This is a genomic window from Candidatus Pelagibacter sp. (assembly GCF_052046145.1).
Classification (GTDB): Bacteria; Pseudomonadota; Alphaproteobacteria; order Pelagibacterales; family Pelagibacteraceae; genus Pelagibacter.
This window is the reverse complement of the sequence record NZ_JBNGZR010000001.1, coordinates 1,105,366-1,124,168: the sequence shown is the minus strand read 5'-3', so window position 1 is coordinate 1,124,168 and position 18,803 is coordinate 1,105,366. Positions and strand designations below refer to the sequence as shown.

The window sequence follows — 18,803 nt, the reverse complement described above, 5'->3', positions numbered from 1 at the left end:
CTCTATAAAATTTTGTAATTTTATCTATAAAGAGCACATAAATTAAAAAAAATGATAACTCCAAATTTCAAAAAATTTAAAATTGAGGCTTATAAGCCTGGCAAATCAAAAGTTAAGAGACTTAAGAACATAATTAAGCTTTCTGCAAATGAGTCTGCTTTAGGCATGAGCCCTAAAGCAAAGAAAATAATATCAAATAAAAATCTGAATTTAGATAAATATCCAGATGGAAAATCTCAAAATTTAAGAAAAGCAATATCTAAAGCTTATAAATGTAATTCTGAGAAAATTATTTGTGGAGCTGGTTCAGATGAAATTATTCAAATGCTCTGTCAGTTGTTTTTAAACCCAAAAGATGAGGTTGTGGTACCAGAGTACAGTTTTCTAATGTATAGAATTTACTCAAAAATTGTAGGTGCAAAAGTTGTATTTGCAAAAGAAATTAATTTTAAAGTTTCAGTAAATGAAATTTTAAAAAAAATAACAAAAAAAACTAAAATTGTGTTTATAGCTAACCCAAACAATCCTACAGGAACTTACTTAAAGAAAAAAGAAGTTTTAGAATTAAGAAAAAGATTAAATAAAAAAATTTTACTAGTTATAGATGATGCCTATGCAGAATATATGAAAAACAAAGATTATTCCTCTGGGTTAGATTTGTTTAAAAATAAAGACAATGTTTTCATTCTTAGAACTTTTTCAAAAATGTTTGGATTAGCTTCTCTGAGAGTAGGTTGGGGATATGGATCAAAAAAAATAGTTGATGCGCTAAATGTTATAAAACCACCATTTAATGTAAATGGTATTGCTCAATTAGCTGCCACCGAGTCACTGAAGGATAAAGCTTTCATAAATAAATCGATTAGACATAATTTATTATATTCTGAAAAAATTAAGAAATTTCTTGAGACATATAATATTTTTTCAAATTCAGTTTCAGCAAATTTTTTGTTACTTAATTTTGAAAAATGCAGATATTCAGCAAAATTTCTGTATGAAAAACTTAAAAATAAGGGAATTATTTTAAGATCAACAGAAGATGGTTATCATATAAAGAATAAATTAAGGTTAACTATTGGATCTAAAAAAGAAAACTTAAAATTAATGAGTGTTATTAAGCAAGTATTGAAAAAATGAAAAATATTTTAATTATTGGCTGTGGATTATTAGGTTCATCTTTATTAAGGCGTATTAGCAAAAAAAAAATAGCAAAAAAAATATTTATTTATGAAAAATCAAAATCAAATCTTGCTAAGATAAAAAGATTAAAATTACCTGGAACAATTGTTAAATCATTAAAAGAAGGTGCATGTAATTCCGATTTCATCATCTTTTGTACGCCAATGAGTGAATACAAAAATATTATTTTAAAAATTAATAAATTTATAACATCGAAAACATTGATTACAGATATTGGTTCTTCGAAAATTGAAACTTCTAAAATTATAAATCAATTTTTAAAGAAAGGTATTCATTGGATTCAAAGTCACCCAATAGCTGGATCAGAGGTCAGTGGACCAGAGCATGGTAAAGAAAATATGTTTACTGATAGATGGTGCATAATAATTAAAGAAAAAAATATTAAAAAAAATAAGATAAATATTCTAACTAAGTTTTGGAAAAAAATTGGAGCAAAAGTAGTTGTTATGAGCGCTGAAAAACATGACAAAATTTTTTCTATTACTAGTCATTTACCACATTTAATTGCATATAATCTGGTGAAATCGGCACAAGATTTTGAGAAAAAACAAAATTATGAACTAATCAAATATAGCGCTGGTGGATTACGAGATTTTTCTAGGATTGCAGCATCAAATGAAATCATGTGGAGAGATATTTTTTTTAACAATAAAAATAATATTTCAAAAGCGATTGATTTGTTTATTAAAAATTTAAATCAATTTAAAAAAGATATTAATTCAAAAAATAATAAGTCTATCGTAAAGAAACTTATTCAGACTAAAAAAGTAAGGTCAAAAATCATCAAATTGAAACAAGATATAGACAAGCCTGACTTTGGAAGAAATTAATATTTTATTCTAGATACTTTTTTTACTTTTAACTTAGCAGTTTTTTCAATTCTATTAATTGTTTCTATGATTGGCATAATAATTACTTTTCTTTCTGGACCATAAGCATGAATTAGTTGTTTAGAATTTAAACACATAGCAACATGACCTTTCCAAAAAATAATATCTCCTTTTTTAAATAGTCTTTTCTTTGAATTCTTTTTTTTATATTTGATCTGATCTTTTGTATCTCTTGGATAAAATGAATTATTATAACAATAAAATATTTGTAATAAGGCTGAACAATCAATACCTTTAAATGTTTTTCCACCCCAAACATATTTTACATCGAGAAATTTTTTAAATATTTTTGTAAAATTATTTTCTTTATGGTTTATTTTTTTAATATCTGCTTTTTTAATCCATTTATTTTTTTCAATTTTTACGTAATTCTTATTTTGCTCAAATACAGATAATTTGGATGCAAATGGAAGCCAACTGCTAGTTCCAATTCCAGGACTTTTATAAATCTTTGCTTTTAGTGAACTGACTTTATAATTAGGGCTAAATTTTTCTATATATTTTGAATTTTTTATAAAACCCTTATAATTATCAAATAAAGTTTTAATTTTTATCCAATTTTTATTTTTTGCTAATATTTTGAATTTTTCACCATGTATAATTTGTGAAGTTACCTCAGATCTGTTCGAAGGATTTTTGTAAATATTCGAAAAATTACCTATGAAATAAAAATTATTTTGCACCAATTTTAATTTTGTTTTTAATTAACCACAAACAAATTAATGATGGTATCACCATTATAGTCGTTAAAACAAAAAATGTTCCCCAATCTCCGTTTAACCAGTCAACTAGAGCTCCAGAGGATGAAGCTAAAGTAGTACGACCAGCAGTACCAATTGAAGCAAGCAATGCATATTGTGTGGCTGTATAAGTTCTATCAACTAGTAATGATATAAATGCAACAAATGCTACAGTTGCAAAAGCTGCTGTGATATCATCAGCTATAACCGCAATTGCAAATAAAATTTCTGATTTTCCGGTCCATGCTAAAACTGCAAATAAAAGATTGGTTATAGCCATTAACCCACCAGCAAAGAACATAGTTTTAATTGTTCCAGCTCTCATGGCCATTACTCCACCCAACAAAGTAAATACAACTGTTGTTATCCAGCCAAGTCCTTTTGAATAAATTGCAATTTGACCTTTGGAGAAACCAATTTCTTTATAAAAAACAATAGACATTCTTCCCATAAATGCCTCACCTATCTTAAATAAGAAAACAAATCCTAAAATTCCAGCTGCAATGGCAAAACCATTTTTTTTAAAAAAGCTTATAATAGGTCCGCCTATAGTTCCTGTAATATAAGCGATAAAGTTTGTAATAATATTGCTAGATCCAAGTTTTCCTTCAATTAATTTGTCTGTTTCTCTCTGTTTTGCTTGTCTGTTTGTCTCTGTAGGTTCATGAACGAACATTAATCCAATATTCATTAAAATTATTAAAATACCTAAAATTAAAAAAGTAGCTTGCCAGTAGTCAGCCACCCCTAGGTTTTCAAAAAATTCTGCTGTGAATAAAGCAACAACTCCACCTAATTTATAACCTGTCCACCAACCAACAACAGCCATAGCTGCACCAGCAGCCATTGATTTTCCCTCATTTTCGTTTATCTGTTCAATTCTTAATGCATCTACAGTTATATCTTGGGTTGCTGACGCAATAGCAATAATTAAACCTACAGTAATTAATAAAGCCAAATTTTCAGTTGGATTAATCACACTCCAAACAACAAGACTTAACAAAATAATTAATTGCATCAAAACTATCCATCCTCTTCTATGACCTAATTTTTTTGTAAGTATTGGAATTTGAATTCTATCTATAATGGGAGCCCATAAATAATTGAAAGCGTATACTCCAAAAATTAAACCTGCCCATCCGATTGTTGATCTACTAAGACCTTCTTCTTTAAGCCAAAGACTTAAGCTGCTTGCAATTAATACCCATGGAAATCCACTTATTGCACCTAATAAAAGAATTCTTACCATTCGAATATCTCTATAAACTGCAAGAGAATCAAGCCATGTTTGTTTCTTTGTTTCAGACATAATTAATTTCTCCAAAAAGATGGTAAGAACAATACTAATATTGCAAACAACTCAAGTCTACCTAAAATCATACCTACGGTTAAGATCCATTTAGAAATATCAGGCAAAGATGAAAAATCTCCATTAGGTCCTATTATAGGACCTAATCCAGGACCAACATTTGATATTGATGTTGCTGCTCCAGAGATAGCAGTTATAAAATCGAGACCTGTTAATGATAATAATGCAGCTAAAATAAAAAAAATAACAAAGTAAAAATAAATAAATGAAATTATTGATGCAATAAATTTATCATCAACAAATCCTTGATCATATTTAATTACAAATATTCCCTTGGGATATATAATTTTTTTTAATTGATTTAATATAAATAAATATAGAATTTGAATTCTAAAAATTTTGACTCCACAAGTAGTTGATCCAGCACAGCCACCAATAAACATTAATGCAAGAAATATTGTTATAGGAAAACTTCCCCAACCGTCGAATTCAGCATTAACATAACCTGTTCCAGTCAATATTGAAATCGTATTAAAAAAAATAGATCTTAAACTAAAGTTTCCGTTATTATTAAATAATAAATAAATTGATAATATAATAATGCTTATAATTATTATTTTAATAAATGTTCTGATTTGAATATCGTTTAAAAATATTTTTTTATTACCACTAATAAATTTAATATATGCAATAAATGGGATACTTCCTAAAATTATAAAAATCATCGATGATATTTCTATAAGAACACTGTCAAAATATCCGATAGATTGATTATAATTCGAAAATCCACCTGTAGCTATGGTAGTCATAGAATGAGTTAAACTATCAAATTTTCCCATTCCAAATACCCAATATGATAATGCACAAATAGCGGTTAGGCCTGAATAAATATAGATAAGTCTTAAAGCTATTTCTTTTGATTTAGGAAGAATTTTTTCAGATGAGTCGTTGCTAGAAATTTTAAATAATTGCATACCACCAACATTCATTATAGGCATCAGGGTAATTGCCATAACAATTATACCAATACCCCCCAACCATTGAAGTATTGCTCTCCATAATAGAATACCTTTTGGTGCATTCTCTAAGTCAGAAATAATTGTTGATCCAGTTGTTGTAATACCAGACATACTTTCAAAAAAAGCATCAGTAATTGAAAGTTCAATAGTCGAAAATATAAATGGTAAAGATCCAAAAATAGCAATACTTAACCATGATAAGGCAGTTAATAAAAATGCTTGTTGCAAATTTAATTTTTTGTCGTGGTCTAGATTTGAAAGAAAAAATAATGATCCAAAAATTATGGTAACAATGGATGCACCAAAAAATGATGAATCTATTTCTGAATAAATAAATTGAGCAATTATAGGGATGAACATTGAGATCCCTAAAATTATTTGCAAAATTCCTAGTGTAAAAAAAACAGTTTTATAATTAGACATTTTGAAAGAACATTATTTTATGGTAAATAAATTTCAACTCTATAAGAATTAATAAAATCGCCAATTTAAGATTTTTATAAAAGATATATTCGTGATTAAAAAAGAAATTTTAGACAAAACAAGTGCTTGGCCTTTCGTTGAGGCAAAAAAAATGCTTCGTGAGAGAAAATCATTTATTGATAAAAAAGGTAAAATTACTCTTCAAACAGGATATGGTCCAAGTGGCCTTCCGCATATTGGAACATTTGGCGAAGTTGCAAGGACTTCAATGATGGTTAATGCCTTAAAGCAACTTACAGATCTACCAACAGAAATAATTACTTTTTCTGATGATATGGATGGTTTGAGAAAAGTTCCTGATAATGTTCCTAATCAGGAATTACTAAACGAAAACTTACATAAACCATTAACACAAGTTCCAGATCCATTTGAAAAATTTACAAGTTTTGGAGAACATAATAACGAAATGTTAAAAGATTTTTTAAATAGTTTTAATTTTAAATACACTTTCAAAAGCTCAACATCTTTATACAAAGGTGGTTTTTTCAACCCAACTTTAAAAATTATTTTAGAAAATTATGATGGTATAATGAACATTATACTACCAACTTTAGGCAAAGAACGTCAACAAACTTACTGCCCTTTTTTACCTATTTGTCCAGATACAGGTCATGTACTCGAAATTCCAGTTATAGAAATTGATAAAAAAAATTTTAAAATAATTTTTGATAATAAGGGTAAAAAATTAGAGTGTAGTATTTTGGATGGAAATTGTAAATTACAATGGAAAGTTGATTGGGCAATGAGATGGTACGCTCTAGATATAGATTTTGAAATGTATGGAAAAGACCTTATTGAGAGTGCAATTTTATCAACTAAAATTATAAATTTAATTGGTAAAAAAAATCCATCTGGATTTGCTTATGAATTATTTCTTGATGAAAAGGGTGAAAAAATTTCAAAATCAAAAGGAAACGGTATTACTATCGACCAGTGGTTAAAATATGCCTCACCTGAAAGCTTATCTTTATACATGTATCAAAATCCAAAAAGAGCAAAAAAACTTTATAAAGAAATAGTGCCAAAAGCTGTAGATGAGTACCTTGATAATATTGAAAAATCAAAAAAACAAACTGAACAACAATTAGTAATGAATCCTGTTTGGCATGTTCATAATGGACACATTCCAAAAGAAGAAATGATCATGTCTTTTTCTATGTTGTTGAATTTAGTTGAAACAAGCAATGCTGATAACAAAGACTTATTATGGAAGTTTGTTAAAAAATATAAATCTAACATTCATGAAAAAAACTTTCCAATTTTTGATGGACTAGTTGGTTATGCAATCAAGTATTTTAATGATGTTATTAAGGCTCAAAAAAAATATAAACAACCATCTGAAAATGAAAAATTAGCTCTACAAGCTTTAGTTAAAACTTTAGAACAATGTAATGATCAGATGTCTCCAGAAGATATACAAACCTTAATTTATTCAACAGGCAAAGAAAATGGGTATGCTGAAAACTTAAGAGATTGGTTTAAGTTAATTTATGAAGTGGTGTTTGGAGATGAAAATGGACCTAGAATGGGTTTTTTTATAAGTTTTTTTGGTGTTAACGAAACTAAAGAATTGATAATTAGTAAATTGAAATAATGTATTCAAACTTAAGATCTTTAATATTTAAAATAGATCCTGAAAGAGCACATTTTTTAGCAATTCAATCACTCAAACTCAATCTAGTTTCAAATATATTTGATGAAAACAAAAGTGATCCTATTTTAAAAACAAAATTATTTAATCAAAATCTTGATAATCCTATAGGTATTGCAGCAGGTTTTGATAAGAATGCAGAGGTATATAACCCTTTATTTAAATTGGGCTTTGGATTTGTTGAAGTAGGTACGGTTACACCATTAAAACAATATGGAAATGAAAAACCAAGAGTGTTTAGATTGGTAGAAGATCAAGCATTAATTAATAGGTTAGGTTTTAACAACCATGGATCAGATACAATATTAAACAGAATAAAATCTAATAAAAAAATAGGTGTACTAGGTGTAAACGTAGGTCCAAACAAAGACTCTAATGACAGATTGAATGATTATCTAATTGGATTAGAAAAATTTTCTGAAGTTGCAGATTATATTACAATCAATATTTCTTCGCCAAATACTGAAAATCTAAGAAACTTTCATGATGAGAATAAATTAAAAGATTTATTAACATCTATCTCAGAGAAAAAAAAACAATTAAAAACTGAAATTCCTATAGCTGTTAAGATTTCACCAGATATTAATGAAAATCAAATTGAATTAATTTCAGAAATACTTTTAGAAAATGATATAAGTGCAATAATAATTTCAAATACATCCGAAGCTTCTAGAGAAACACTTCAAAATATACAGAGACATCAAAAAGGTGGTTTATCTGGAAAACCTATTGAAAAAAAATCAAATCTTTTAATAAGTAAATTTTACAATTTGATTAAAGGTAAAATTAAAATAATAGGAGTAGGTGGTGTTGATTCTGGTAAATCAGCTTATGATAAGTTTTTATTGGGAGCAGATTATGTTCAACTTTATACTGGCATGGTATTCCAAGGACCCAATATTGCTGGGATGATTAAAAAAGACCTAAAAGAATTACTGATAAGAGATGGTGTCAAAAATTTCACAGAAATTGTGGGAAATAAAACTGTTTCTTAAATGTATTAAACTTGACGCCTTCAATATCTCCCCTTATATAGGCACTGTTATTATGTCAAAAAAATGTGAACTTACCGGTAAAATTCCAATGAAAGGTCATAATGTTAGTCATGCTAACAACAAGACTAAAAGAAGATTTTTACCTAACCTAAAGAAAGTAAAATTTACAAGTGAGCTTACTGGAAGAAGTTTAAAACTTACTGTAAGTAACTCAGGTGTGAGGTCAGTTGACAAAAAAGGCAGTTTTGATGAATTTTTAAAAACTGTAAAAAATAAAAATTTATCTCCTAGATTAAAAAAGTTAAAAAAAGTAGTTTTAATTAAATCCCCTTTTAAAAAAAAACCTGTAGCTAAATCAGCTTAATGAACAAATTATTTATCACCCTGTCAATAATGATGGGTATTGTTGTACTATCTTCTAATTATTTAGTTCAGTTCCCTATCAACTATTTTGGATTAAATGAGATTTTAACTTATGGAGCTTTTAGTTACCCAATAGCTTTTTTAATAACAGATTTAGCAAATAGGTCGTATGGAAAATTATTAGCAAGGCAAATTGTATATTTGGGGTTTTTAATAGGAATTATATTTACATTGTTATTCTCAACTGATTTTGCAGATTTAATCTCAGTTAGAATTGCAATTGGATCAGGGGTTGCTTTTATTACTGCTCAATTGTTGGACATTCAAATTTTTGATCGATTAAGAAAAAAAGAGTGGTTTGTTGCACCACTTACTTCATCTTTGATTGGATCAACAGTCGACACATTTTTATTTTTCTCAATATCATTTTATGCAACAGGGGTGCCTTGGGTTACTTTATCTCTTGGAGATTTAGCGGTAAAAATTTTAGTTGCTATAATAATGTTGATACCATTCAGAATGTTACTGAAAACTATTAAACCAATTAAAGTTTAATATAAGAATTTATAAGACAAAATTTTGTAAGCTAATTTTGCAACAAGAAAATTATAAGAATTAAATCCTTTAATTGGAGATAGTTCATTAATATCTGCACCAACAATTTTGGAGTTTTTAGCTGCAATTCTTATTATATCTAATGTTTCGTCCCACAAAAGTCCTCCTGGTTCAGGTGTACCAGTTGCAGGCATAATACTTGAATCTAATCCGTCTACATCAAATGTAAGATAAACAGTTTTGTTTTTAATCAGTTTTTTAAATTTAGATAAATTCCATTTTTTTTTATCTTTTGCCCAAAAAATATTTATTCTTGAAGAATTTTTTTTTAAAAATGGGATTTCACTTTCTGAAATGTTTCTTATCCCAAATGAAATTAAAGAAACATTTTTATAATCTAGACACCTTCTAATTGCTGAGGCATGGGAAAATTTTTCTCCATTATAACTTTGACGTAAATCTGCATGAGCATCAAAATGTAAGAGACAAATGTTTTTATATTTTTTAGTAAAAGGAACAATACATCCAGGAGTTATTGAATGCTCTCCACCTAAAGTCATTGGGAAAAGTTTTTTATCTAAAATTTCTCTATTAATATTTGAGATTTTATTAAGTGCTTTTTTAATATTTTTATCAATTTTAAATGGTTTTAAAGTTTTAATACCTATTTTTTTATAAGGTTCACAATTAAGTTCTTCATCATATAGCTCAACTTGATGTGATGCTTTTATGATTTCTTTAGGTCCATTTCTTGTTCCTCCCCCATAACTGACAGTTTTTTCTAATCCAAATGGAACAATCACAGCTTTTTCTTTAAAGCTAAATTTATTATCAATTCCTAAAAACCCGTTTTTATTTGATAGATATTTCAATTTTATTCAAAAATTTTTGTAAAGTTTTTTCTTTCTCTGTTTTTCCACTCACCCTTATGATAAGCATCACTTGCTATCAATGGTAAAACACTAGTTGCCTCTGCAAACACCATCTGTTCTTTTGTAATATCTACTTTTCCCCATGAACTTGCTTCTTTTAATGTGGAGCTGCTACAAGCTCCGTCTCTACTATCAGCAACAGTAATTTGAACAGCATATTTATGCATGTCTACATTTTTTCCTAATAGTTCAGCACAAATAACAGTATCTTGAATAAAGTTTTTAGGCACACCACCACCAATCATAAATAATCCAGAATCTTTAGATTTAATTTTAATTTCTGTTAGTTCTCTAAATTCTCTAACTGAGTCTATTGTTATATGTTTTTTTGGATTTTGTTCTTGATGCATAACTAATCCGAATCCTGCACTCGAGTCAGTAAAAGCAGGGCAGAAAATAGGAACATTGTTGTCAAAAGCGGTTTCAATTAAAGAGTCTTTTTTCTTTGAGTTATTTTTTAAATATTTGCCCATTTCATAAATGAACTCTCTTGAAGTATAGCTTCTCGCCTCTAGGTTATTAGCGATTTCACATATAATTTTATCACACATTTGAAGCTCTTCTTCATCTATGTAGGTATCGTAAATTCTATCTATATAGTTGTCTCTCAGTTCAGTATCATCTTGAAATTGTGAACCTTGATAATGTTTAAAACCAAGAGCTTCAAAAAAATCCATATCTACTATAGAGGCTCCTGTTGCAACAATTGCATCGACCATATTATATTTAACTAAATCTTTATAAATATTCATACATCCAGCTGCCGAAGTAGAGCCTGCTAAGGTAAGGAAAATTGTACAATCTTTATCTTTAAGCATCTCGTTATAAATATTAGCAGCATTAGCTGTTTCTCTAGAAACAAATGACATTTTTTCCATTGAGGAAATAATTTTTCTACTATCAAAAGAAGTTATATCGATGTGTTCAACAGGATTTTTTAAGAAATCTCTTTTACTGTTATGACCTGGATTTTTTTGACTCGACATTAAGCTACCATGTTAGCTTTATTAACGTCTTTATCATACATTGTCATTATTGGATTATCTTCAACTTCGTAAATTTCATTTGAGTAATAACCATTAAATTGAGTTCTAAATGTCAATCCGTATGCACCAAGTTGACCAAGTTCGATATAATCATTTTCTTTAATATTATTTGGAAGCAAAAAAGGACCTTTCATATAATCCATGCTATCACATGTAGGTCCAAAGAAATCAAAAGCAGTTAATTTTTTTGAAATTATTTTGTTAGAATTTTCTTTAATCATTCTAGATGGGAATACAATGTTAGGTGTACCTGCATCAAAAAGAGTACCATAGGTACCATCATTAATATAAAGCTTTTGTTTTTTTCTTAAATTAACTCTTACAACTGTTGAGCCACTTTCTGCAACTATAGCTCTACCAGGCTCACAAATAATTTCAGGAAGTTTTTCAAGTTTTAAATTTTCTAAACTCTTATTTATTTCATTAAAATAACTAATTAAAGATTGTGGAATTAAGTCAGGATAGATTGTAGGGAAACCTCCACCTATATTAATATAATCTGGAATTATCTTGGTTTTTTTAATTATATTCCCAATTTCACTAATTCCTTTCGCATAAGAAATAGGATGCATACATTGTGAGCCAACATGAAAACTTAAACCAATCTTTTTAGCATGCTGTTTTACAAGTCTTAACAAACCTATTGCTTCTGATGTTAAAGCACCAAATTTTTTAGATAAATCAATTTCTGCATGTTCATTGGAAACAGCAACTCTTACAAATAATTCTAAATCTTCAGCATTATTTGTACTTTCAATTATTTTAATCAGTTCATCTTTAGTATCTAATGAAAAAGTTTTTACACCATAATTAAAATATGCTTCTTTTATACTTTCTCTACTTTTTACAGTATGCATATAAGAGCATTTAGCAGTTTTGCTAAAAGTTCTAATATTTTTAATTTCTTCAATTGATGCAACATCAAATTGTTCTACTCCACTTTCTATGATTGTTTTGATTATCTCAGGGTGTGGATTGGTTTTGACTGCATATAAAACTTTACCTGGAAATTTGTTTAAGAAAAATTTAACAGCAGATTTTATGGAATTTTTTCTTATACAGTATACTGGTTTTTCAGGTTTCAGTTGATTTACTAATTCTTCAACTGATTTAAATTTTTGCATTTTAAATGCCTCCAAAAAAAATTTAATAAAAAAAAAGTCTTTTTTACAAAAACTTTAATATTTTTCGCATATAAAAGTAAGCAGCACTAATGTAAAGCAAATAATTCAAGCCAGAAATGCGTAAAATTCATATATTGTAATATTTTGCAGAGACCCTATATGAGGTTCATGAAAGAAGAAGCAAAACTACAGAATTTAAGCGATTTTGAGAATAAATCATTATTAATCGTCGATGATGATAATCCTTTCCGTGAGCGTTTAGCAAGAGCGATGGAAAAAAAAGGATTTGAAGTTTTTCAAGCTGAGAGTGTGCAAAAGGGAGTTGAATCTGTAAAAACTAAAAAACCTGGTTTTGCGGTTGTAGACTTAAGGCTTGCTGACGGTAATGGACTTGAAGTTGTAAAAGAAATTCAGTCTTCAAATAGTGATAGTAGGATTATCATGTTAACTGGATATGGAAATATTCCAACTGCAGTAGCTGCAATCAAAGAAGGTGCTATAGATTATTTAGCCAAACCTGCTGATGCAGAAGATGTAGAGAAAGCATTATTGGCAGATCCATCAAAAAAAGCTGCCCCACCAGAAAACCCCATGTCGGCTGACAGAGTTAAGTGGGAACATATACATAGAGTTTTCGAGTTATGTAATAGGAATGTTTCAGAAACAGCCAGAAGACTTAAAATGCACAGGAGAACTCTTCAAAGAATTCTTTCTAAAAGATCACCTAGATAAATTTTTTAATTTTAATTATTTGCTTAGTCAAAAGAGCTAAAAGCATAATTTTAAAAATCTCGGCTAATAGAAACGGTTTTGCACCTAAAGCAAAAATTGGCTTATCCCATCCAATCAATGTCCCAAGCCAAATTAGACCCAAAATGTAAATTGTTGAAGTTGCGATAATTAACTTAAATAAAACAACGAAAAAATTATCATCAATATTAATTTTAGAAGCTAAGTAACAAGCTGTTAAAAAACCAATTAAGTAACCCATAGTTGGCCCTGTAAAGTAAACTAATCCAACACCTTTTTCAGGAGAATTTGAAAATACGGGAAGCCCTGCAATTCCTTCAATTAAATACAGACCAATTGTAGCTAGTGCAATTTTATGTCCTAAACTTATTCCTAAAAATAATACAACAAATGTTTGCATAGTCATAGGAACTGGATAGAAAGGAATTTTGATCTTTGCAGATATAGTTAGTGCTATTGAACCAAGAACAATAACAACCAGAGATTTAAATAGTTTAGCTTGTGAGAGATTTTTTGTTAATTCCATTGTTAAATAATACTCAAAATATAAAAAATAATCTACTTATAATTGTTATAATAATTGAAAGTAAATTTTTTTATATACAGATTATATTATCATTATAATATTTAATATTACTTCATGAATAAAATTCAAAAAACAGATCATTTTTATTTGATTGATGGCTCTGGTTATATTTTTAGAGCTTATTATGCTTTGCCTCCATTGAGTAGAAAAAGTGATGGTCTTCCAACAGGTGCTGTAAGTGGTTTTTGCAGTATGTTATTTAAATTATTAGAAGATTCAAAATCCAATCAAAACTTGCAAAAACCAACACATTTTGCAGTAATATTCGACTCAGCAAGAAAAACTTTCAGAAATGAAATTTATAGTGATTATAAAGCTAATAGATCTGAAGCGCCTGACGACTTAGCTCCACAATTTGAATATATAAGAAAATCAGTCCTGGCATTTAATTTGCCATCTGTGGATCTTCCTAATTATGAAGCAGATGATTTAATAGCCACATATGTTGATCAAATTCTTAAAATAGGTGCAAAGGTTACAATTGTCTCATCAGATAAAGATTTAATGCAGCTTTACAAAAAAGGGGTTCGAATTTTTGATCCCATGAAAAACAAATTTATAACTGATGATGATGTTATAAAAAAATTTGGAGTAGATGCCTCAAAAGTTATTGATGTACAATCTTTAGCAGGAGATAGTAGTGATAATGTTCCCGGTGTCCCAGGGATAGGTGTTAAGACAGCTGCAGAGCTAATAAACAAATATGGCACTTTAGAAAATTTACTAAAATCTGCTCATGAGATTAAGCAAAATAAAAGAAGAGAAACATTAATAGATAATAAAGATAAAGCATTAATAAGCAAAAAACTTGTAACACTGGATCATAACTCTCCTGTTAATAGAGAGTTAAGTGAATTTAAATTGCAAAATATAGATAAAGATAAATTATATAAATTTTTAAGAGAAATGGAATTTAACAGGTTGTTAAGTTCTGCAATTTCTGCTTATGGAGAACCTGAACTAGAAAGTAACAAGATTGAAACTCAAAATCTAGAAAAACAACAAACGATAAATAATAAAAATTATTACTTAATTAATAGCTTAGATGAAATTGATAAATGGATAGATGAGGCAGAAGAGGTTGGTGAAGTTGCTGTTGATACAGAAACAACCTCATTAGATCCTCACCAAGCAGATTTAGTGGGCATTTCTCTCTGTTCTAAAATTGGAAAAGCATGTTACATACCAGTTGGTCACAAGTCACCCAAGTGTCTTAAAAAAGATGCAGTAATTAAAAAATTAAAAAAAGTATTAGAAGATCCAAGTATAAAAAAAATAGGTCAAAATATAAAATTTGATTTTATCGTATTTTATAAGTGTGGAATAACGCTTTCATCAATGGAAGACACAATGCTGATGTCTTATGTCTTAGATGCAGGAAAAAATAGACATAATATGGATACTTTATCAGAAATTCATTTAGGACATAAAACTATTTCTTTTAAAGACATGGTAGGCACAGGCAAGAAAGAAATTAATTTTAGCGAAGTAGAATTAGATAAAGCAAAAGATTACGCTGCTGAAGATGCCGATGTTACTTTTAGATTATACAAGAAATTTATCAAAAATTTAAAATCTGAAAAAATGATAAATATCTATGAAATTTTTGAAAAGCCATTAATTAAAATTCTTGCATTTATGGAAATTGAGGGAGTTGAAATTGATAGTAAGTTTTTAAAATCTCTTTCATCTAAATTTGAAAAAAAAATCCAAAAACTTGAAAAAGAAGTATTTAAAATTTCTAAAAAAGAGTTCAATATCGCATCACCAAAGCAATTAGGTGAAATAATTTATAATGACTTGAAAATAGCTGGATTAAAGAAAACTAAAAAAGGAAGTTTTGCAACAAGTGCAAGTGTTTTAGAGGATTTAGCCTTTAAAGGTCATGAGTTTCCAAAATTAATTTTAGACTGGAGGCAAGTTTCAAAATTAAAAAATACTTATTCAGATGCTTTACCCGAACATTTAAACCCAAATACAAAAAGAGTTCATACTTCGTTTTTGCTGGCTGCTACAACGACCGGAAGACTAGCATCAAGTGATCCCAATTTACAAAACATACCAATTAAATCAGAAGATGGAAAAGATATAAGAAAAGCTTTTAAAGCAAAAAAAGATCATTTACTTATTTCTGCAGATTATAATCAAATTGAGATGAGAATTTTAGCAGATCTGGCAGATGTAAAAGAACTAAAAAAAGCTTTTAAAAATAAAGAAGATATCCACTCTTTAACAGCTAGCCAAATATTTAATATTGATATTAAAAAGGTTAATCAAGACCACAGACGAAAGGCTAAAGCTATTAATTTTGGAATTATTTATGGAATTTCGCAATATGGATTAGCTAAGCAAATAAATGTATCTAATTATGAAGCTGAGGAATTTTTAAATTCATATTTTGCAAAGTTTCCAGAAATTAAGGTTTATATGGATAATACAATTAAATTTTGTAGGAAAAGTGGATATGTTAATAATATATTTGGAAGAAGATCTCATTTTAATGGAATTAATGACAAAAACTTTAATGTAAGAAATTTTCAAGAACGTGCTGCAATTAACGCACCCATTCAAGGTTCTGCCTCTGAGGTAATGAGATTAGCTATGATAAGATTAGATAAGAAATTATCAGAGGAAAAAAATTCTAATTCAAAAATGCTTTTACAAATTCATGATGAATTAATTTTTGAAATTCCAAAAAAAGATGAAAAAGTAATGATTAAATTAATTGAGAAGGAAATGACCAGTGTGGCTCAGAGTGATTATCATTCTTTTTCAACTCCTTTAACAGTTGATATTAATGTTGGAGATAATTGGGGTATGTTGCATTAAATTTATAACATTGCCCAAATTAGGACAATTTAGTATTTTTAAACTAATTTATGCAAAAACAGACAATAGCTTTAATAGATGATGATAGAAATATTTTAACAAGTTTAAGTATCGCATTAGAAAAAGAGGGTTTTAAAGTTCAAACATACATTGATGGTGAAAGCGCATTAATCGGCCTAACCAGAATGCCACCTGACTTAGCAGTTATAGATATAAAGATGCCTAAGATGGATGGAGAAGAATTACTAAAAAAACTTCGAAAAAAAACTTCCTTACCAGTAATTTTTTTAACATCTAAAGATGATGAAATTGATGAGTTGTTAGGTCTAAAGCTGGGTGCAGATGATTTTGTAAAAAAATCAGGAGGTTTTTCTATAAAAGTTTTGATTGAAAGAATTAGAGTGCAGTTAAGAAAAAAAGATTCAAATAATATTCTTGAGGAAAATAAAAGCCTGATATCTCATGGAAGATTAAAATTAGATCCATCTCAACTCGAGTGCGAATGGAATGGAAAACAGTTGCCTGATAAATTGACGACAACTGAGTTTTTAATCGTTAAAGAATTAGCAAAGAGGCCTGGTATAATTAAAGAAAGAGCTCAGCTAATGGATATAGCTTACCGAGAGGACACTGATATTGAGGATAGAACTATTGATAGTCACGTAAAAAGAATTAGAAAAAAATTTAAAAAAGTAGATCCTGATTTTTCAGCTATTGAAACTAGGTATGGTAGTGGATATAGATGGAATGTTAGCTAATGTTTAGTAAATACTTAAAAACTCTTTCTATATTAAAAAAATTTTTATTTATAAATTTTGTAATTTTCACAATTATTGGACTATTTACATTCATATATTTAAATAATATTCAACCAAGTTTAATAAAAAAAAAATCTCAAAATCACACAAACATTATTAACAACACTATTGATAATATTTTAAGACTAGATGTAAAATTCCAATCTGACGATATTAGAAGATTTTTATTTTCTACGAGGTTTATTTTTCAGAATTTAGATAGAGTAATATTTTTTGATGACCAACTAAACCTTATTGGAGACACTGATACTTTAGATCTTGATCCAAGATCATTCTCTACTAGACTTGATAAAATTGAATTTGAAAGTTTAGATAATGAAGAAATTGAAAAAACTATTGAGGAAAAAAATATAAAAATTGATGAAAAAAAACCTGTTTCATTCAAAGATATATTAAAAAATTATTCTAGTTCTGAAAATTTAGGAGATCCTTACACATTTACGCAAGAAGATTTTAATCAATTTAATGTAACAACAATTAAGAATGTTACAAAGAATGAAATTAATCTTGGTTATGTAGCTATTACAGAAAATGCTAATGAAATAAAGACAGCGATAGATGAGAGAAAAGCATTTGTAATAAGAACAGCTATATCCGTAGGATTTGTAATATTAATTTTTTCTTTTGTGTTGAGCAGATATTTTATTAAACCAATACAAAATCTTGTTGGATATACAATTCGTATTAAAGAAAAGAGTCAAATTAAACCAGGTATTGAAAATCTTAAAAAAAGAAATGACGAATTGGGACTTTTATCAAATTCTTTAGAGGATATGACAAATGAGCTTCAAAATAGAGTTACGCATGCAGAAAACTTTTCAACAGATTTAGTTCATGAAATTAGAAATCCATTAGCATCTTTAAAAAGTGCATCTGAAATTTTACAAGACACAAATGATAGCGAACAAAGAAATAGATTATTGAATATACTTAGTCATGACGTTCAAAGAATAGAAAGATTGATTACAGATTATTCGCAAATGTTAAAGGATGAAGTTGCTTTAAGTAAAGAAAAAATGAAAAAAATTGATATTGAACCTATTATTCAATCTGTTGTTGATGATTATAATAATATTCATCAAGTGAAAAAAGGAATTAAAATTGAATATAAAAATGACGGAAAAGATAAATATTTAATAAATGGTATTGAAAACAGAATTGAACAAATCATTGCAAACCTATTAGATAACTCAATATCATTTAGTAAAAACGGCGCTAATGTTTTTGTTGATGTTTCTGTTAATGGAAAAAATCAAATATCAATCAAAATTCTTGATGAAGGACAAGGATTTAAAGAAAAAGACACATCAAGAATATTTAAAAGATTTTATAGTAATAGACCTGAAAAATTTGGAGAACATTCAGGCTTAGGTTTAAATATAGTAAAAAACTTAGTTGAACTCCACGATGGTGAAATTGTAGCATCTAATCGTATTGATAAAGAAGGGGCAATGATAGAGATAAGATTTCCCAATGTTTAATCATTTCTTGATAAATAAATACTTAGCTGTAT

General features: G+C 28.0%; 17 protein-coding genes. 10 read left to right on the top strand and 7 right to left on the bottom strand.

The window, feature by feature from the left end:
* Positions 1–51: 51 nt before the first annotated feature.
* Positions 52–1,137 carry a histidinol-phosphate transaminase gene (gene hisC / locus ACTT88_RS06045; RefSeq protein WP_440908405.1) on the top strand — a complete coding sequence of 362 codons (1,086 nt, stop codon included), beginning with the start codon at positions 52–54 and terminating at the stop codon, positions 1,135–1,137.
* Entirely contained in the window at positions 1,134–2,030 is an 897-nt protein-coding gene (locus tag ACTT88_RS06040) for a prephenate dehydrogenase (RefSeq protein WP_440908404.1), read from the top strand. The genes hisC and ACTT88_RS06040 overlap by 4 nt, the downstream gene beginning before the upstream one ends.
* Here ACTT88_RS06040 and ACTT88_RS06035 read toward each other — a convergent pair.
* From ACTT88_RS06035 to ACTT88_RS06025, 3 genes are read right to left on the bottom strand one after another with little or no spacing between them, the layout of a single operon-like run.
* Positions 2,027–2,773, bottom strand: a complete 747-nt coding sequence (locus ACTT88_RS06035) for an NlpC/P60 family protein (RefSeq protein ID WP_440908403.1) — start codon at positions 2,771–2,773, stop codon at positions 2,027–2,029. The two genes, ACTT88_RS06040 and ACTT88_RS06035, sit on opposite strands and share 4 nt — an antisense overlap.
* Positions 2,763–4,139: an AmpG family muropeptide MFS transporter gene (locus ACTT88_RS06030; RefSeq protein ID WP_440908402.1), complete on the bottom strand. Its 1,377-nt coding sequence runs from the start codon at positions 4,137–4,139 to the stop codon at positions 2,763–2,765. Before ACTT88_RS06030 ends, ACTT88_RS06035 begins: the two co-directional genes overlap by 11 nt.
* A 2-nt stretch (positions 4,140–4,141) precedes the next feature.
* Positions 4,142–5,581 (bottom strand): TrkH family potassium uptake protein, encoded by a 1,440-nt coding sequence (locus ACTT88_RS06025; protein ID WP_440908401.1) that lies wholly within the window; start codon positions 5,579–5,581, stop codon positions 4,142–4,144.
* A 91-nt stretch (positions 5,582–5,672) separates the two neighbouring features.
* On the opposite strand from ACTT88_RS06025, the gene ACTT88_RS06020 reads away from it, so the two are divergent.
* Genes ACTT88_RS06020 through ACTT88_RS06005 form a run of 4 tightly spaced genes read left to right on the top strand, consistent with a single transcriptional unit; the run spans position 5,673 to position 9,205 of the window.
* Entirely contained in the window at positions 5,673–7,235 is a 1,563-nt protein-coding gene (locus tag ACTT88_RS06020; protein WP_440908400.1) for a lysine--tRNA ligase, read from the top strand.
* Positions 7,235–8,287 (top strand): quinone-dependent dihydroorotate dehydrogenase, encoded by a 1,053-nt coding sequence (locus tag ACTT88_RS06015; protein ID WP_440908399.1) that lies wholly within the window; start codon positions 7,235–7,237, stop codon positions 8,285–8,287. Before ACTT88_RS06020 ends, ACTT88_RS06015 begins: the two co-directional genes overlap by 1 nt.
* Before the next feature lie 52 nt (positions 8,288–8,339).
* Positions 8,340–8,651, top strand: coding sequence for a 50S ribosomal protein L28 (rpmB, locus tag ACTT88_RS06010; protein WP_023854682.1), 312 nt, complete (start codon positions 8,340–8,342; stop codon positions 8,649–8,651).
* On the top strand, positions 8,651–9,205 hold the full coding sequence (locus ACTT88_RS06005; protein ID WP_440908398.1) for a queuosine precursor transporter: 555 nt from the start codon (positions 8,651–8,653) through the stop codon (positions 9,203–9,205). The genes rpmB and ACTT88_RS06005 overlap by 1 nt, the downstream gene beginning before the upstream one ends.
* Here ACTT88_RS06005 and speB read toward each other — a convergent pair.
* The 3 genes from speB to ACTT88_RS05990 are packed head-to-tail and all read right to left on the bottom strand — an operon-like array spanning position 9,202 to position 12,307.
* Positions 9,202–10,077 (bottom strand): agmatinase, encoded by an 876-nt coding sequence (speB, locus tag ACTT88_RS06000; RefSeq protein WP_440908397.1) that lies wholly within the window; start codon positions 10,075–10,077, stop codon positions 9,202–9,204. The two genes, ACTT88_RS06005 and speB, sit on opposite strands and share 4 nt — an antisense overlap.
* 2 nt (positions 10,078–10,079) lie before the next feature.
* A complete protein-coding gene (locus ACTT88_RS05995) occupies positions 10,080–11,123 on the bottom strand; it encodes a 1,9-bis(guanidino)-5-aza-nonane synthase (RefSeq protein ID WP_440908396.1) in 1,044 nt (347 codons plus the stop codon).
* Positions 11,123–12,307: a type III PLP-dependent enzyme gene (locus ACTT88_RS05990; protein WP_440908395.1), complete on the bottom strand. Its 1,185-nt coding sequence runs from the start codon at positions 12,305–12,307 to the stop codon at positions 11,123–11,125. The genes ACTT88_RS05995 and ACTT88_RS05990 overlap by 1 nt, the downstream gene beginning before the upstream one ends.
* Positions 12,308–12,475: 168 nt before the next feature.
* On the opposite strand from ACTT88_RS05990, the gene ACTT88_RS05985 reads away from it, so the two are divergent.
* Entirely contained in the window at positions 12,476–13,039 is a 564-nt protein-coding gene (locus ACTT88_RS05985; RefSeq protein WP_075505213.1) for an ActR/PrrA/RegA family redox response regulator transcription factor, read from the top strand.
* Here ACTT88_RS05985 and ACTT88_RS05980 read toward each other — a convergent pair.
* Positions 13,032–13,583, bottom strand: coding sequence for a biotin transporter BioY (locus ACTT88_RS05980; protein ID WP_440908394.1), 552 nt, complete (start codon positions 13,581–13,583; stop codon positions 13,032–13,034). The two genes, ACTT88_RS05985 and ACTT88_RS05980, sit on opposite strands and share 8 nt — an antisense overlap.
* 114 nt (positions 13,584–13,697) lie before the next feature.
* On the opposite strand from ACTT88_RS05980, the gene polA reads away from it, so the two are divergent.
* From polA to ACTT88_RS05965, 3 genes are read left to right on the top strand one after another with little or no spacing between them, the layout of a single operon-like run.
* Complete coding sequence (gene polA / locus ACTT88_RS05975) at positions 13,698–16,472, top strand: DNA polymerase I (RefSeq protein WP_440908393.1); 2,775 nt, start codon at positions 13,698–13,700, stop codon at positions 16,470–16,472.
* A 50-nt stretch (positions 16,473–16,522) separates the two neighbouring features.
* Positions 16,523–17,230 (top strand): response regulator transcription factor, encoded by a 708-nt coding sequence (locus tag ACTT88_RS05970; RefSeq protein WP_075484256.1) that lies wholly within the window; start codon positions 16,523–16,525, stop codon positions 17,228–17,230.
* A complete protein-coding gene (locus ACTT88_RS05965) occupies positions 17,230–18,771 on the top strand; it encodes a sensor histidine kinase (RefSeq protein WP_440908392.1) in 1,542 nt (513 codons plus the stop codon). Before ACTT88_RS05970 ends, ACTT88_RS05965 begins: the two co-directional genes overlap by 1 nt.
* Positions 18,772–18,803 lie beyond the last annotated feature (32 nt).

Coding starts and splice junctions, on each gene's coding strand:
- hisC (WP_440908405.1), top strand. CDS start 52: ATGATAACTCCAAATTTCAAAAAATTTAAAATTGAGGCTTATAAGCCT.
- ACTT88_RS06040 (WP_440908404.1), top strand. CDS start 1,134: ATGAAAAATATTTTAATTATTGGCTGTGGATTATTAGGTTCATCTTTA.
- ACTT88_RS06030 (WP_440908402.1), bottom strand. CDS start 4,139: ATGTCTGAAACAAAGAAACAAACATGGCTTGATTCTCTTGCAGTTTAT.
- ACTT88_RS06025 (WP_440908401.1), bottom strand. CDS start 5,581: ATGTCTAATTATAAAACTGTTTTTTTTACACTAGGAATTTTGCAAATA.
- ACTT88_RS06015 (WP_440908399.1), top strand. CDS start 7,235: ATGTATTCAAACTTAAGATCTTTAATATTTAAAATAGATCCTGAAAGA.
- rpmB (WP_023854682.1), top strand. CDS start 8,340: ATGTCAAAAAAATGTGAACTTACCGGTAAAATTCCAATGAAAGGTCAT.
- ACTT88_RS06005 (WP_440908398.1), top strand. CDS start 8,651: ATGAACAAATTATTTATCACCCTGTCAATAATGATGGGTATTGTTGTA.
- ACTT88_RS05995 (WP_440908396.1), bottom strand. CDS start 11,123: ATGTCGAGTCAAAAAAATCCAGGTCATAACAGTAAAAGAGATTTCTTA.
- ACTT88_RS05990 (WP_440908395.1), bottom strand. CDS start 12,307: ATGCAAAAATTTAAATCAGTTGAAGAATTAGTAAATCAACTGAAACCT.
- ACTT88_RS05985 (WP_075505213.1), top strand. CDS start 12,476: ATGAAAGAAGAAGCAAAACTACAGAATTTAAGCGATTTTGAGAATAAA.
- ACTT88_RS05980 (WP_440908394.1), bottom strand. CDS start 13,583: ATGGAATTAACAAAAAATCTCTCACAAGCTAAACTATTTAAATCTCTG.
- polA (WP_440908393.1), top strand. CDS start 13,698: ATGAATAAAATTCAAAAAACAGATCATTTTTATTTGATTGATGGCTCT.
- ACTT88_RS05970 (WP_075484256.1), top strand. CDS start 16,523: ATGCAAAAACAGACAATAGCTTTAATAGATGATGATAGAAATATTTTA.
- ACTT88_RS05965 (WP_440908392.1), top strand. CDS start 17,230: ATGTTTAGTAAATACTTAAAAACTCTTTCTATATTAAAAAAATTTTTA.